The 14882-nt window shown below is 63.0% G+C and carries 12 protein-coding genes; 6 read left to right on the top strand and 6 right to left on the bottom strand.

Features of this window, described 5'->3' with window-relative positions; translation table 11 throughout:
* Positions 1-48: 48 nt before the first annotated feature.
* Positions 49-1153 (top strand): peptide chain release factor 2 gene (gene prfB / locus RID42_12480; GenBank protein MEQ8248486.1). Its coding sequence is split into 2 segments (ribosomal slippage): positions 49-114 and positions 116-1153, totalling 1104 coding nucleotides; the frame shifts between segments, so codons are not numbered across the junction.
* 74 nt (positions 1154-1227) lie between these two features.
* On the opposite strand, the gene RID42_12485 is transcribed toward prfB, so the two are convergent.
* The 3 genes from RID42_12485 to bcp all read right to left on the bottom strand — a co-directional run bounded on the left by RID42_12485 (position 1228) and on the right by bcp (position 3739).
* Positions 1228-1659, bottom strand: a complete 432-nt coding sequence (locus tag RID42_12485; protein ID MEQ8248487.1) for a polymer-forming cytoskeletal protein — start codon at positions 1657-1659, stop codon at positions 1228-1230.
* Between the two features lie 16 nt (positions 1660-1675).
* Positions 1676-3043: a peptidoglycan DD-metalloendopeptidase family protein gene (locus RID42_12490; GenBank protein ID MEQ8248488.1), complete on the bottom strand. Its 1368-nt coding sequence runs from the start codon at positions 3041-3043 to the stop codon at positions 1676-1678.
* A 231-nt stretch (positions 3044-3274) separates the two neighbouring features.
* Complete coding sequence (bcp, locus tag RID42_12495; protein MEQ8248489.1) at positions 3275-3739, bottom strand: thioredoxin-dependent thiol peroxidase; 465 nt, start codon at positions 3737-3739, stop codon at positions 3275-3277.
* Between the two features lie 112 nt (positions 3740-3851).
* On the opposite strand from bcp, the gene RID42_12500 reads away from it, so the two are divergent.
* Positions 3852-4256, top strand: a complete 405-nt coding sequence (locus RID42_12500; GenBank protein MEQ8248490.1) for a DUF1499 domain-containing protein — start codon at positions 3852-3854, stop codon at positions 4254-4256.
* Here RID42_12500 and RID42_12505 read toward each other — a convergent pair.
* A complete protein-coding gene (locus tag RID42_12505) occupies positions 4253-7216 on the bottom strand; it encodes a bifunctional [glutamine synthetase] adenylyltransferase/[glutamine synthetase]-adenylyl-L-tyrosine phosphorylase (protein MEQ8248491.1) in 2964 nt (987 codons plus the stop codon). The genes RID42_12500 and RID42_12505 overlap by 4 nt on opposite strands.
* 53 nt (positions 7217-7269) lie before the next feature.
* On the opposite strand from RID42_12505, the gene RID42_12510 reads away from it, so the two are divergent.
* A complete protein-coding gene (locus RID42_12510; protein MEQ8248492.1) occupies positions 7270-10383 on the top strand; it encodes an AsmA-like C-terminal domain-containing protein in 3114 nt (1037 codons plus the stop codon).
* Here the strand turns inward: RID42_12510 and tyrS are convergent, their stop codons facing one another.
* A complete protein-coding gene (gene tyrS / locus RID42_12515; GenBank protein ID MEQ8248493.1) occupies positions 10384-11637 on the bottom strand; it encodes a tyrosine--tRNA ligase in 1254 nt (417 codons plus the stop codon). It abuts the gene before it with no gap.
* Positions 11638-11716: 79 nt separating this feature from the next.
* Here tyrS and RID42_12520 point away from each other — a divergent pair, with 79 nt between their 5' ends.
* Positions 11717-12799 (top strand): anhydro-N-acetylmuramic acid kinase, encoded by a 1083-nt coding sequence (locus RID42_12520; GenBank protein MEQ8248494.1) that lies wholly within the window; start codon positions 11717-11719, stop codon positions 12797-12799.
* Between the two features lie 24 nt (positions 12800-12823).
* Here RID42_12520 and RID42_12525 read toward each other — a convergent pair whose 3' ends face one another.
* Positions 12824-13489 carry an alpha/beta hydrolase gene (locus tag RID42_12525; GenBank protein MEQ8248495.1) on the bottom strand — a complete coding sequence of 222 codons (666 nt, stop codon included), beginning with the start codon at positions 13487-13489 and terminating at the stop codon, positions 12824-12826.
* Positions 13490-13643: 154 nt separating this feature from the next.
* Between RID42_12525 and cysE the strand changes: the two genes are divergently transcribed.
* Both cysE and RID42_12535 read left to right on the top strand, forming a co-directional pair.
* The gene (gene cysE / locus RID42_12530) at positions 13644-14393 is read left to right on the top strand and encodes a serine O-acetyltransferase (GenBank protein ID MEQ8248496.1); all 750 of its coding nucleotides are present in this window, start codon (positions 13644-13646) and stop codon (positions 14391-14393) included.
* Complete coding sequence (locus RID42_12535) at positions 14390-14881, top strand: Rrf2 family transcriptional regulator (GenBank protein ID MEQ8248497.1); 492 nt, start codon at positions 14390-14392, stop codon at positions 14879-14881. The genes cysE and RID42_12535 overlap by 4 nt, the downstream gene beginning before the upstream one ends.
* Position 14882: the final 1 nt, after the last annotated feature.

Here is a 14882-nt window from a genome sequence, read left to right on the forward strand (position 1 = left end):
CGCCGGGTCCGTTACCACACGGACCGACGATGATCGGACCGGACGGTTATGCGCGCTGAATTCGAAAAACTTCAAAGCGACATCGAGCAAGCGGTCGGGTTGCTGAGGAGGCATCTTTGACTACGACAATGCGCTTGTCCGGCTCAAAGAGCTAAACCGCCTTTCGGAAGATCCCAAGCTTTGGGAAGATCCCGACGCCGCCAAGAAGGTGATGCGCGAGCGGACCCAACTCGATACCGCCATCGGTCGTTATCAAGACTTGGAAACCGAATTTAAGGACACCGTCGATCTGATCGAACTCGGCGAGGCCGAGGGCGACGACGCCATTGTCGGTGAAGCCGGTGCCGCGCTTGCGGCCTTGGCCGTGCGCGCCGCCAAGCTCGAGATCGAAACGCTGCTCTCCGGCGAAGCCGATGCCAACAACTGCTTCCTCGAAGTTCACGCCGGCGCCGGCGGGACGGAATCCCAAGATTGGGCGGAGATGCTGTTGCGCATGTACCTACGTTGGATCGAGACCAGCGGGTACAAAGTCGAGTGGATCGAGGAAAGCCCCGGCGAAGAAGCCGGTATTAAGTCGGCGACGGTCCGGGTGATCGGCCCCAATGCCTATGGTTGGCTCAAGACCGAAACCGGTGTCCACCGTTTGGTGCGGATATCGCCGTTCGATGCGTCGGCCCGTCGGCATACCAGTTTTGCCAGTGCCGGCGTCTATCCCGAGATCGACGAGGAAATCGACATCGTTATCGAGGATAAGGACTTGCGCGTCGATACCTACCGGGCCTCGGGGGCCGGCGGGCAACACGTGAACCGGACCGACAGCGCGGTGCGTTTGACGCATCTCCCGACTGGTATCGTGGTGCAATGTCAGAACGATCGCTCGCAGCACAAGAATCGGTCGGCGGCGATGAAGATGTTGAAGTCGCGCCTTTACGAGGTCGAGATCGAGAAGCGCGAAGCCGAGAAACAGGCGCTCCACGACTCCAAAACCGATATCGGCTGGGGGCACCAAATCCGCTCCTACGTGCTGCACCCCTACCAAATGGTCAAGGACCTGCGAACCGGAGTCGAGAAAGGCAATGCCGCCGGCGTGCTCGACGGCGATCTCGACGATTTCATGGCGGCGGCGCTGTCGGCACGCGTCGGCCAAACTTGATCGGGTCTTGGCCTAAAAATGCAAACGCCGCCCAAGAGGACGGCGTCGCGGTCGAAGATACACTCAAATCTAAATCAGGCAGGCACACCCGCGGGCACGGCGCTGGAGCCCATTTCCCGCTTGGGCTGGTGGACCGATTTGATCCGTGCTTCGGGCATTTCGGTCGGTTTGTCGGTGCGCTTGCAGTGTCCTTCGACGAAGGCGCCGGAATCGATCGCCAGCAATTCATGCCAGATATCGCCGACCACATGGGCGCTCTTCGCGAGTTGCACTTTGCGGGCGCGAATACGACCGTTGACGCGGCCGCGCACCACGACGTCGTCGGCGACAATCTCGCCGTTGATCGTCGCCTTTTCCCCGATCGTCAGGGCGTTCGCCGAAACGTCGCCATCCACCGTACCGTCGATCTGCACTTCGCCTTGCGAGCGGAGGTTACCGACAATCTGCAGATTGGCGCTGATCAGCGACGGCGGTGCGTCTTTGGGGCTACCTGGTGCTTCGGGCAACGGACTGGTTCCACGTTCAGTTCTTGAAAACATATTTCCCTGCTTTCAAAAAGCGTGCCGGATCATACGCTTTGCCGTCAAATCTTATCTCGTAATGGAGATGGGTGCCAGTGCTACGCCCGGTGCTGCCCATCCGCCCGATGTGGGTCCGGAAGTCCACTTCATCGCCCTTTTTGACCAATACCTTGGCCAAATGCCCGTAACGCGTACGTAGGCCCATACCGTGATCGATCTCAACCATGTTGCCAAAGGCGCCATTGCGGCCGGCGATGACGACGGTTCCGGGCGCGGTGGCGAACACGAGTTGGCGCGGCGGGCCGGCAAGATCGACCCCTGCGTGAAAGGCCATCCGCTTGGTGAAGGGATCCGGGCGGCGGCCGAATTCGCTTGAGATGTAAAAATTGTCGGCTGGCGGCGCCAAGGGCAATATCCGCAGGACACTTTGCAAGGCTTCCCAGCGCTGGAGATTATCTTCGAGGCCGGCGACGGAAGAATCGAACATCGCGCTGTCTTCGAGCCGTGCGTTGGTCACCATCGTGCCGTCCTCGGCGCTGTTCGGTTCAATCACCGGTCCGCCCATCGCCGCACCCAGGATGCCGGTTTTTTCGAAGATCGCCTCGGGCGCCAGCCCGGTCATGGCGATGGTGTCTTCGAGGAGGGAAATGTCGTCGGTGGTCCGCGCCGCTATCCGCTCGACAAATCGCTGTTGTTCTTCGCGAATGCCGTTGAGGCGGGCATTGATCGCATCGAGGTTGCCGCTCAAGTCGGCATTCGACTTGATCAAGGTATCGCGTTCTGCGCTCAACGACGCGACTCTGCTGCGCGTATCGGCGAGGTTCTGCTCCAGATTCGACCGCTGATCCAGTGTCGTGCGCAATTCGCCCTGGAGGGTGCCGATTTGGTCGGACAACACGTTGCGTTCGCCTTGGAGTTGTTGGCGCAACGCCGCGGCCTCTTTCGAAGCGGCCAAGTGATCGTCGGAGACCGAGGTGAGCCGCTCGGAGATCGCGTTCAGGCGTTGCTCCAGGGCATCCTTTTGCGAGACCAACGCGATCAGTTGATTGTGCTTGGCATCGAGATCGCGGGCGGTTGTGAGGAATCGCAACTGGGTGCTGCGCAGTTCGCCCTCAAGGGCCTGATAGTCGCTATGGGCGACTCGCAAGCGCTCGTTCTTCGACGCGATGATGTCGTTTTGGAAAACGTATTGGAATGTCGAAAACGCAAACCACGCGCCCACAAGCAAAACAAGCGACGCCAACCCGACCTGAAGCGGGCCCGAGAACGTGACGAATCGCACTTCGCCACGCGTCCTGACGTAAACTTGCCGTTCGGGAAAAAGACGCTCGTAGACCCGCGTAAGGGTCCCTTGGCCCTCGTTCGCCATCGTTCCTCCCAGCCCTGTCCGTAAGGGATATCGATTCCAAACCGCCCGGGCAAGCGGGATTCGGCCGACTCTGCCCGAATCGGTCGATTGTGATCGGGAATGCTAAACGAGGCTCCAGAACGCGCGGGTTTGGGCCCCGCGGCTAGGCAAAATCTTCCCCCTGGATTCAGGGGTGGACGAATAGCCGGTGGGTTAAGGCCCCTCCCCGTGGGGTAGCGGACAAGGCTCCGGTCAGAGCGCTTTGACGGCCTCCAAGACCTCCTCGACGTGGCCCGGCACCCGCACTTTGCGCCACACCATTGCGACCTTACCTTTTTCATCGATGAGGAAGGTCGAGCGCTCAATGCCCATATAGGACTTGCCGTAGTTCATCTTCTTAGCCCACACGCCGTAATCCTTGCACAGGCTGCCGTCCTCGTCGCTGACTAATGGGATCTTCAACTCGTACTTGTCGCGGAACTTGCCGTGTTTCTCCACGGTGTCCTTCGACGCGCCGATCACCACCGCGCCGGCGCGTTTGAATTTCGCCAACGCTTCGGTGAATCCGACCGCTTCCTTGGTACAGCCAGGCGTGTCGTCCTTGGGATAGAAGTACAAGACGACCTTCTTGCCCTTGAACTCGGAAAGCTTCACGTTCTTGCCGCTGTCGGACGGCAAATCGAAAGCGGGGGCCTTATCTCCTTCGGTGAGCGCCATCGTGTTCTCCTCGCGGTTGGGTCCTGGCAGTTGGGCTTTGGCGATTGGGCTATTGGTCCGACCTTCTGACACAATAGAATTTTACCGACAAGCATCCCGACAAGGCAGGTTCATGGCAGGTATCGATCTTTCCACATTCAAGCTCGGTTGGCGGCCCAACCAGTACTTTGCTGCGCCAAATAATTTCTCGGCCCGTGCCAAACCCCACGGGGCCGTGCCCGATTACGACATCGCGGTCGAGCAGCTCGAAAAGCTCTTCCGTGAGGTGGCGCTGGCACAGCCGCGCGTCAGCATGGTGAACGAAGACGCGGCCCGCCGCCAACTGGACCTCGTACAGCGCTCGGCCCTGTTCAAATTTCCCGACCGGATCTCGGTCCAATTCGTCGACCGGGGCAACGGTAAGAGCAGTGCCGCGATTTACAGCCGCTCGACCTACGGTATCGGCGATATGGGCGTGAACAAGCGGCGCGTTGAAACGTGGCTTGTGGAACTTGGCCGGCGGGTCGGGGCGGTTTAGGTCGCGGCCGCGCCGCCCGGGACGCCGATGACGGCGTCGTATTGGGCAACCACCATGCGCTGCCGCGCCGTGAGTTCGGCTTTCAGGTTGGCCAGATCGGGCATGTTGGCGACCCGTGTCAATGCCCGGACTAGGCCGGCCGGGATGGTTTCATCGGTTGGGGCGCCCTCGAGGCACAGCCGGAACAGACCCTCGACATCCTGATAAAGCCGCGTCGTTTCCGCGAGGTCGCGGGCGGTGTCGCGGTCGAGCCCGCCTTGCGCGCCGAGTTCTTCAAAAACCGCCGCCGTCGGACGGCCGAGAACCGACGGAATGTCCGTGCAGTTGATTAACTGGAGGGTCTGGGCGATGAACTCGATGTCGAGGAGTCCGCCTCGAACATACTTGAGGCTCCACACACCATTACCCGGAAATTCGGTCGCAATCCGCCCGCGCATCGTCGCGATATCCGTCAAGGTCGCGGCTGGGTCGCGCGGGTCTTGCAACAACGCCGCGATCAACGGGTTGAGCTGCGCGCGGAGGCGCTCGGTCCCAAACACGACGCGTGCGCGCGTCAGCGCCATGCGCTCCCAGGTCCACGCTTCCGCCCGCTGGTAGCTTTCGAAGCTATCGATGTGAACCGCGATCGGCCCGGCGGTACCCGACGGGCGCAGCCGCATATCGACTTCGTACAAACGGCCTTCGCCGGTTAGGGCGGTGATCGAACTGATGATCTGCTGCCCGTACCGGGCAAAGAACTGGCTGGCGGGGAGCGGTTTTGGACCGTCGGACGACTCGGCGCCCTCTGGGTTGTCGTAGACGAAAATGAGGTCGAGATCGGATCCGAACATCATTTCGCGGCTGCCGAGTTTCCCCATGGCGATCACCGCTAGGCTTGCGCCGGGAACGGCCCCATGGCGCCGCGCGATATCGTCCGCGACCTGCGGGATCAACGCGGCAATCACCGCATCGGCGATATCGCTCAGGATCGGTCCCGCGCGGTGGCCCGGCAGCAAGTTGCGCAGAACCTGGACGCCGACTTGCAAACGCCGGTCGCGCGTCCACCGGCGGGCTATGTCGAGTGCCTCTTGATAGTCGATCGCCGCTGCGACCTGTGCGGTTGCCTCCGCGGCCAGGGTCGCGCCGTCGGGCATCGCGTCGAGAAATCCCTCGCTCAACACACTATCCAAGACCAGCGGGTCTCGGCTGAGAAACTCCGCCAGGCGCGGCGCGCTGCCGACGATCTCGGCGAGGAGGTCGAGCAGGCTCGGGTTGTTGTAGAACAGCGAAAAAAGTTGGATCCCGGCCGGTAGCTTGGCGAGAAATTCGTCGAACCGTAGAAACGCTGCATCGGGGTTTGCGGTCGCCCCGAACGCGTTCAATAGGCGCGGGGTGAGGGCCGTGAGCATCTCGCGCGCGCGGGTGCTGCGGGTCGCTCGGTAGCGCCCATGGTGCCAACGCCGAAACGCACCTGAGACCGTCTTAGCCTCGCGAAACCCCATCTCGGTCAGGGTTTCGAGCGTATCGGGATCGTCGTCGGTACCGGTGAACACCAAACTACCGGACTCTCCGCCAAGGGCAGGCGCGTCCTCAAACAGCGCGCCATAATGCTCGCGCACCCGGCGCATGTGCCCCAAAAGGGTTTCGTCGAAGGCGGCCCGATCGGTAAAGCCAAGGAACGTCGCGACGTGTTCTAGACCGGCATCGTCGGACGGCATCGTTTGGGTCTGTTCGTCGGCGATCATTTGCAGGCGGTGTTCGAGGGTCCGCAAAAAGGCGTAGGCCGCGACGAGATCGTCCGCCGCTTTCGTATCGATCCGGTGCGTGCGTTCCAGGGCGCGGAGCGCCGCGCAGGTATCGCTTTCGCGCAACGCAGGTTCGCGACCGCCAGCGATGAGTTGCTGGGTCTGGGCGAAAAACTCGATCTCGCGAATGCCGCCGTGGCCGATCTTGATGTTGTGGCCCGCCACCTTGACCCGTGTGTGGCCTCGACTGGAATCGATTTGCCGTTTGATCGAATGGATGTCGGCAATAGCGGCGTAGTCCAAGTGCTTGCGCCAGACAAATGGGCGGATCGTCTCGAGAAAGGCGTCGCCGGTATCCAGGTCGCCGCCGACGGGGCGCGCCTTGATCATGGCGGCGCGTTCCCAGTTCTGACCGACGCTCTCGTAGTACGCCTCCGCGGCCCGCACCGACATGGCGACCGGAGTCGCCCCGGCATCGGGCCGAAGGCGCAGGTCGGTACGGTAGACATAGCCGTCGGCAGTGCGTTCCTGGAGCAGTTGCACCACGCCTTGCGTCAAGCGCACGAAGGCGTCCTGTACGCTCTTCTTGCCTGTGTAACGGGCGACCTCGGGGTCGAAAAGCGGGATGAGGTCGATATCGCTGGAGAAATTGAGGTCATGGGCGCCCAGCTTGCCCATCGCGATCACGACATAGCCGCTGGCGCGTTCCGGATGTTGCGGTTCGGGGAGGGCGAAGTCGCCCCGTGCCCCGAACTCGGCCAGCAACGCCGCGACCGCATGGCCGATCGCCGCATCGGCGACATCGCTCAGCGCCCGGGTGATTGTCGCCAACGGCCAAATGCCCGCCATATCGGCAATTGCGATCAACAGGGACGATCGCGACTTCGCCTTGCGCAGCGTAACCATCGTCTCGCTGCGCGGCGGCGGCGGCTGGGTGCCATCATAAGCCAGGGAAGCCAGAATCTCCCGCAGAAGGTCCGTTGGCGGGCAATCAAGAAGACGCAAAAAGTAGGGCAGATCGCGTATGATGGATTGTGTCAGGAAAGGACTATTGCCGAAGACGGCATCCAACAGTTCGGCGGTGCGGGGGTCCCGCGCGGTCGCTACTGCTTTGTCATGATATTCGGGTAGGGTCGCCGCCGCGGCCAAAAAGGACTCGGTACCGCGGTCTGCCGCCGACCGCTCGAACGGGCGAGGTAGGGTCTTGATGAGGTCGATGAGCGGCGCGTCGGACATAGGTGAGGGGTCTCGGACTGAATTGACAACCGTTGCCGATGAAGCAAAGCGCAATGCTGCTAGCAAGTAAAATCCTGATCCGTCTCCTTGCTGCGATCTTTGCCGGTGGCGCGATTATCGTGTCAGCCGCGGCATGGCGGCTCTCCGAGGGGCCGGTGTCGATCGGTTTCCTGTCCCCCTACATCAAGGAATCGCTAACGGTTGGCGGCGCCGACATCGACGTCGCGCTGTCCGACACGGTCCTGGCCTGGCGCGGTTTCGAGCGGGGCCTCGACATTGTGGTGCTTGGTTTGGAACTGCTCAATGCCGACGGCGAAACGGTCGCTGCAATCCCCGAATTGGCGATCGGTCTAGACAGCAGGCGCTTGATGACGGGCGATTTCGTTCCCGCGACCGTCGATGTCGTGGGCGCCGACCTAAACTTGCGCCGCGCGGCGGACGGTACGATCGAGGTCGGGGTCGGGCAGGGGGGCCGGGATAGCGCGGCGGTGACCGCATTCCTCCGCGATCTGACTCTGGCGCCGGACGCGCGCCGGCCAAACGCGGCGTTGCGCCGGGTGAGCGTTCTCGGCACCGCCGTCACCTTTGAAGACCTGCGCAATCGGGTCGTTTGGAACATCCCACGCGCGGACTTAATCGTCCGCCGCGACGCCAAAGGGCTATCGGGCGACCTGATATTCGATCTCGACCTCGAGGGGGCACAGACTCGTTTCGTGGCGACGGCGGCGTTCGACTATGTCGCGCGCGAGACGCATGTGGCCATCGACTTTACCGACCTCGATCCGTTGCGCCTGTCGAATAAAGACCCCACCCTTGGCGGCCTGGCACGGTTGCAACTCCCACTTACAGGCCGCGTGGACTTTTCGGTGACCGAACGGGGGCAGCTCGACCGCATAAACTTCGACATTACCGGTGAGAACGGTGCGCTCGACCTCGCGCCGGTGTTCGACGCGCCGTCGGTCGTGGCATCGATCGAGGCGCGCGGAGCAGTCGATCTGATCGGCCGCGCCCTTGTGTTCGATGAACTGGTGTTGTCGCGCCGGACCGCACGGGCGGTGCTGGCCGGGCGGATCGCCGCCGAGGAGGGCGGTCCGCGGGTCGCGTTAAGCGGCCGGGTCGCCGGGTTCACGCCCACCGACATCGACGAATATTGGCCGACCGCCTTTGCCCCGCCGGTTCATCGGTGGTTCACCGACAACATTTTGGGCGGAACCGTCACCGAGGGAACGGTCCGTCTGAACGTCGGCCCCGAGCACCTGACCGGCGGCGCCTTGCCCGCCGAAGCGGTCGAGGCCCGCCTCTCCATAGCCGGCGTCACGGCGCGGTATTTTGGGGCGTTACCGCCCATCACGGAGGGCGTCGGCGCGGTGCGGTTGACCGGCGACAACGTCGATTTGGAACTCTCCAGCGGTCGTTTGGGCGCGCTATTGCTCCAAGAGGGGTCGATCGAGCTTGTCGAATCGGCACCGCGAACCTGGGACGCGAGCTTGGAGTTCGTTGCCAGCGGCGCGAACGAAGAAGTTCTGCGAATCATCGATTCCGAACCGCTCAAGCTCAGCCAACGGTTCGGCCTAGCGCCCGGCAATATCGCCGGCGTGTCCGCCACCCGGGTTCGCATGAGCTTTCCGGTTCGACCCAGCATCGCGCCCGATCAACTCCGCTTCGCGGCGGCATCGAATATCCGCGACGGTGCCCTTAAAGATGCCTTCGGCGATCTCGATCTGACGCAAGGGAACATGACCCTTGAGGTGACTAAGGCCGGAATCCAAGCCGACGGCACCGTCGCGGTGGACGGGGTGCCTCTCGGCGTTGTCTGGCGCGAAACGTTCAAACCCGAGAACGGCGCCACCACCTCACTCCACCTCAGCGGCCGGCTAGACGATGCCGCCCGCGAAACGCTGGGCTTTCCCACCGGAGACATCGTCGTTGGCGAGGTCGGCGCGGAAATCGACATCCGCTCTGCCGGGCGCACATTGTTGGCGGCGGGCATCGATCTCGACCTTTCGCCCGCCCTTGTCGATCTCAACGTGCTGCGCGTCACGAAACTGCCCGGCAAAGAGGCGCGGGCATATTTCCTGGTCCGCCCCCTGGAAGACGGCGGCACGCGGATCGAACAGGCGTCGTTCACGTCGGCGGCGTTGAACGCTGAAGGCGTGGTCGAGCTTGGCCCCGAGCGCGCCCTGCGGCGGGTCGATCTGAGCCGCCTTGCCTTTGGCCGTACCGAGTTGGCCGCTTCCATCCGGCCGCGCGCCCCCAACGGTTTCATCGTCGCGGTCAACGGCCCGACGATCGACGCTGGCCCGTTCTTCGACGCGTTTTTCGATCAAACCACGGGGGACGTGCCGCCGCTCAACGTCTCGATCGACGTGAATGAAATGATTCTCAGCGAACGCCGGTCGTTGTTCGGCGTGTCCGGCGAGTTCAATTATGTCGATAAGCTCGAATCGCTGCGCGCGGCGGGATCGGTCAACAACGAAGCCCCCCTCTCGGTCACCTTGGTGACGACGCCCGAGGGCCCGCGGCGCTTGACGATCGCCGGGGGCAATGCCGGCGCGCTCGCCCGCACGACCGGGCTGTTCGACGATGCCTCGGGCGGCAATCTCCTGGTATCGGCATCCTTACGCGACAGCGACCGCGGGCCGGTGATCGACGGCCGCATGGAAATCACCGATCTCCAGGTCAAGAGCGCGAGTTCCTTCGCCCGCGTCCTGACGCTGGCATCGCTGACCGGCTTACTCGAAGTCCTGAACGGGGAGGGTCTACGCTTTGCCCGCGCCGACGTGCCGTTCCGATTCCACGACGGTCTGCTCGAGGTGATCGACGCCCGCGCCTTCGGTCCCTCGCTTGGGATTACCTTGGACGGAGAGATCAACGGCGATGCCGACGAGATCTCTATGTTCGGCACGTTGATCCCGGCCTACACGATCAATTCGGTGCTGGGCGAAATACCCTTGATCGGCACGCTGTTGGTGGGCCGCCAAGGCGAGGGGGTTTTCGCCCTGACCTATGGCATCCGGGGCCCGGTGGAGCGCCCCGTCATCACGGTCAATCCGCTCTCGGCGCTGGCGCCGGGATTCCTGCGCAACTTCTTTGCGATCTTCACAGGCAACGGTCGACCGGACCCCGCGGACCCTGCAAGCCCGTTCGTTTCGGAGCAACCGGGCTAGCTAGACCGCCCGGATCAGGGCGTGCCGCTTCTTGCCCGCCGATAACTTGATGGTACCGTCCGGGCCGATATCCGCCGCGGTCACTGGCTGGATATCCTCGGTAATCGCCACGTCGTTGACCCGCCCGCCACCGCCCTTGATCAGGCGCCTAGCCTCGCCGCCGGAGGTCGCCAACCCGCTTCGCCGCAGCAACTCGAATGCCGGAATGCCGGCCTCGAGGTCGCCCCGCGGCACCTCGATCGTCGGCAGGGCCGTGCCGGTTTTTCCCTGTTCGAAAGTTTTTCGGGCGGTTTCTGCCGCGTCCTCGGCGGCTGGGCGACCATGGCACATGGCCGTCGCCTCGGTTGCCAGGATCTTTTTCGCCTCGTTGATCCCGGCACCGTCGCGCGTTTCGAGATCGGCAATCTCCGCGTCCGGCAAATCTGTAAAAAGGCGCAGGAAACGGCCGACATCGGCATCCTCCGTGTTGCGCCAGAACTGCCAATAATCGTACGGCGACAGCATGTCTTCCGACAGCCACACCGCCCCTTGCGCGGTCTTGCCCATCTTGGCGCCCGACGCCGTCGTCAACAGGTCCGAGGTCAACCCGTAAGCCGTCGCCCCGTCAACGCGGCGGCACAGTTCGACACCGTTCAAGATGTTGCCCCATTGGTCCGAGCCGCCCATTTGCAACGTGCAGCCGAACCGCCGGTTAAGTTCGAGGAAGTCGTAGGCTTGCAAAATCATGTAGTTGAATTCGATGAATGAGAGCGGGCTTTCGCGTTCCAGCCGCGCCTTCACCGATTCGAACGTCAGCATCCGGTTGATCGTGAAATGGCGTCCGATCTCGCGCAGGAAAGGGATGTATTCCAGCTGATCGAGCCAATCGGCGTTGTTGACCAAGACAGCGTCCGTCGGTCCGTCGCCAAACGTCAGGAAGCGGCCCAGCAACCCTTTGATGCGCTCAACATTGGCGTCGATCTCGTCGGTCGTACGGATCTGTCGCATCTCGTCTTTGCCCGAGGGGTCGCCGATTTTTGTGGTGCCGCCGCCGACAAGCGCAATCGGTTTCTGCCCGGTCCGCTGCATGATCCGCAGTTTCAGGATTTGCATCAGGTTGCCGACGTGCAGGCTGGGCGCGGTAGCGTCGAACCCAATGTAGCCAACCACGCCGCCTGAAACGGCGGCCGCGTCGAGGGCGTCGAAATCCGTCGCGTCGTGGAAATCGCCGCGGCGCATCATGGCGCGCAGGAAGTCTGAGTTGGCCGTGGGCATAGGGCAGGGCTGGGGCTGGCGAATGGAGCCGCTGTGTAGCATGTTCGACTTCGGGCTCACAAACGGTACACGGCAACGGATGACCACACAGGTCTATACGGCAATCGGCCTCATGAGCGGGACCTCGCTGGACGGCATCGATGCCGCCGTCATTCGTACGGACGGCGAGGCCGTCGTCGAGACTGGGCCGTGGCTGTCGATACCCTATCCGCCGCTGCTGCGCGCGGCGCTGCGCGGGCTATTGGGAACGGAAAGCCACGACGACTCCAGTCGAGCGGTCGAGCAGGCGCTCACTGCGCAGCATGCCGAAACGATCAATGCTTTGCTTGAACAAAATAACATAAGTATCTCAGAAATAAACATTATTGGATTTCACGGGCACACCGTTGCGCATCGCCCGGAGCGCCGCTTCACCTGGCAACTGGGTGATGCCGAAGCCCTCGCCTCGGCACTGCAGCGCGAGGTCGTCGCCGACTTCCGCCGGGCTGACGTCGCCGCCGGCGGCCAGGGCGCGCCGTTGGCGCCGCTCTATCACCGGGCCCTAGCCACGGAGCTCGAGGGTCCCCTAGGCGTCCTCAATATCGGCGGCGTCGCCAATGTGACCTGGATCGGTCCCTCGGACACGCTGGCTTTCGATACCGGTCCGGGCAACGCGCTGATCGACGATTGGGTCGCCCGCCACGATCGCGGGACCTACGACGCGGGCGGCGCGATCGCAGGAGCGGGATTGGCAGACCCGTTTGTCCTAGAGAAACTCGTCGCGCTGCCCTATTTCCGGCAGCGACCGCCAAAATCGCTCGACCGCCAGGACTTCGACCTCGCCGCGGTGGACGGCCTCAACCTCGAAGACGGCGCCGCGACCCTGACCGCGCTGACCGTTGCCGGGGTGATGGCGGCCCGCGACCATTTCCCTGAACCGGTGAAACGCTGGCTGGTGACCGGCGGGGGCCGTCACAACACCTATATGATGCGCCTGTTGGCGGGCGGTCTTGCGGTCCCGGTGGCCCCGGTCGAAGCTGTCGGATGGCAGGGCGACGCCCTCGAAGCCCAAGCATTCGGTTACTTGGCGGTCCGCGTGCTGCGCGGCCTACCCATTAGCCTGCCGACGACCACTGGCGTCCCCGAAGCAATGCGGGGCGGTCGCGTGGTCCGACCGGCCTAACGGGAACGCGCTTGGCGGAGCGTCTTAGGCTTCAGGTTCCACAACGGGTTCGGGTGCGAGGGCCTTGTCGAGATAGGTATCGACCACCGTGCGCAATTGGTCGATCCGGTCGGTAAAGAAATGGTCCGCACCGCTAACGATTTGATAGTCCACGGTAATGTTCTTTTGCGACTGAAGTTTCTCGGCGAGCTTCTGCGCGTCTTCGACCGGGACGTGCTGGTCGTCGCCGCCGTGGACGATGATCCCGGAGGCCGGGCAGGGGGCCAGGAACGAAAAGTCGAACAAACTCGACGGTGGCGAGACCGAAATAAATCCGTCGATCTCCGGCCGCCGCATCAACAACTGCATCCCGATCCAGGCCCCGAACGAAAAGCCGCCGACCCAGCAAGTGCGGGCGTTGGCGTTAAAGGTTTGCAACCAGTCCAGGGCCGAGGCCGCGTCCGAGAGTTCCCCGGCACCGTGGTCGAATTCGCCTTGGCTACGCCCAACCCCGCGGAAGTTGAATCGCAACACGGCAAAACCGCGGTCGGCAAACGCGTGATACAGCGTGTACACCACCTTGTTGTTCATCGTCCCGCCGTGTTGCGGGTGGGGATGAAGGATCAGCGCGATCGGCGCATTCTTGGTCTTTCCCGCAAGATAGCGGCCCTCTAGGCGGCCTTCGGGTCCGTTGAAATTTACTTCCGGCATGACGCTCCAGGTCGGTCAAATACCCGACAAAATCAGTCGCCCAATCGGCGACAGGTTCTTTGATTCATGTGCCCTAAACTTGATTCGCTAGGTCGGGTACCCTATATGCCCAAAAGCCCGATCTGGTAGAGGCGAGAAGGCGCGGGACTATAGCATGAGCCAAACCTCCACATTCAAGACCTTAAGCCGCGACTTGAGTGCCGTGGTCGACCGCGACCCGGCGGCGCGATCCAGATTCGAGGTCTTGGTGCTATATCCGGGCTTCCATGCGGTCATGTTCCACCGCCTGGCCCACGGGCTTTGGCGCCTCCAGCTCAAGTTCTTGGCGCGGATGGTATCGGTCTTCTCGCGTTTCATGACGGGCATCGAAATTCATCCCGGCGCGACCATCGGTCCGGGGTTCTTCATCGATCATGGCCTCGGCGTCGTGATCGGCGAAACCACCGAGATCGGCACCGACGTCACCCTTTATCAAGGCGTGACCCTTGGCGGTACCTCGCTCGAGGCGGGGAAGCGCCACCCGACCTTGGGCAACGACGTGATCGTCGGGGCCGGGGCCAAGGTGCTGGGTCCGATCAGTTTAGGCGATTGCGCCCGGGTTGGCTCGAACGCGGTCGTCGTCAAGGACGTGGCGGCGAATACCACCGTTGTCGGCATTCCGGCCAAACCGGTCGCGGACCGCGCCGCGGCAACCCGGCCGGACGCCTTCGTCGCCTACGGCACCGCCCGCGACGCAGACCCCGCGGGTCATGCGGTAGCCGGCATGCTGGAACAGATCCAATTGCTCCAGGCGCGTTTGGCCGATCTCGAAAAACAGGTCGGTGCCGATACGCCCCTCGCGACTCCGTGGTCCGAGGCCCGGGCGTCGGGTGGCGGGGCCAAAACCGACGAGGGCAATCCATGAAACTGAGCACAAAGGGCCGCTACGCGGTCATGGCCTTGGTCGATCTCGCCGCCCACGGCGACAAGCGTCCGGTCTCGCTCGCCGATATCGCCGAGCGCCAGAACATTTCGCTCTCCTATCTCGAACAGCTTTTCGGTCGTCTGCGGCGCGGCGGCTTGGTCAAGAGCGTGCGCGGCCCTGGCGGCGGCTATCTCCTGCAACGCGGTCCGGCCAACACGCGGATCGCCGATGTCGTCCTGGCGGTCGATGAAAATCTGCGGGCGACCCGCTGTACGCCGGGATCGCCCGTCGGCTGCACCAAGGACAGCAGCCGGTGTCTGACCCACGACCTCTGGGAAGAACTCGGCAATCATATCTACATGTTCCTGAGCGCCGTCACGATTCAAGATGTATTGGACCGCCGCGTGCTTGGCGCGTCGCGCAACCGTACCGTCGGGGCCGAGGCGGCGTTACCTGAGTTGACGCAGCGCGAAACCGTCGCCCTCTAGA

Source organism: Alphaproteobacteria bacterium (assembly GCA_040216735.1).
Taxonomy (GTDB): Bacteria; Pseudomonadota; Alphaproteobacteria; order SHVP01; family SHVP01; genus CALJDF01.

Coding starts and splice junctions, on each gene's coding strand:
- RID42_12520 (MEQ8248494.1), top strand. CDS start 11,717: ATGACCACACAGGTCTATACGGCAATCGGCCTCATGAGCGGGACCTCG.
- RID42_12535 (MEQ8248497.1), top strand. CDS start 14,390: ATGAAACTGAGCACAAAGGGCCGCTACGCGGTCATGGCCTTGGTCGAT.
- RID42_12505 (MEQ8248491.1), bottom strand. CDS start 7,216: ATGTCCGACGCGCCGCTCATCGACCTCATCAAGACCCTACCTCGCCCG.
- RID42_12500 (MEQ8248490.1), top strand. CDS start 3,852: ATGGCAGGTATCGATCTTTCCACATTCAAGCTCGGTTGGCGGCCCAAC.
- RID42_12525 (MEQ8248495.1), bottom strand. CDS start 13,489: ATGCCGGAAGTAAATTTCAACGGACCCGAAGGCCGCCTAGAGGGCCGC.
- bcp (MEQ8248489.1), bottom strand. CDS start 3,739: ATGGCGCTCACCGAAGGAGATAAGGCCCCCGCTTTCGATTTGCCGTCC.
- RID42_12510 (MEQ8248492.1), top strand. CDS start 7,270: ATGCTGCTAGCAAGTAAAATCCTGATCCGTCTCCTTGCTGCGATCTTT.
- tyrS (MEQ8248493.1), bottom strand. CDS start 11,637: ATGCCCACGGCCAACTCAGACTTCCTGCGCGCCATGATGCGCCGCGGC.
- cysE (MEQ8248496.1), top strand. CDS start 13,644: ATGAGCCAAACCTCCACATTCAAGACCTTAAGCCGCGACTTGAGTGCC.
- RID42_12490 (MEQ8248488.1), bottom strand. CDS start 3,043: ATGGCGAACGAGGGCCAAGGGACCCTTACGCGGGTCTACGAGCGTCTT.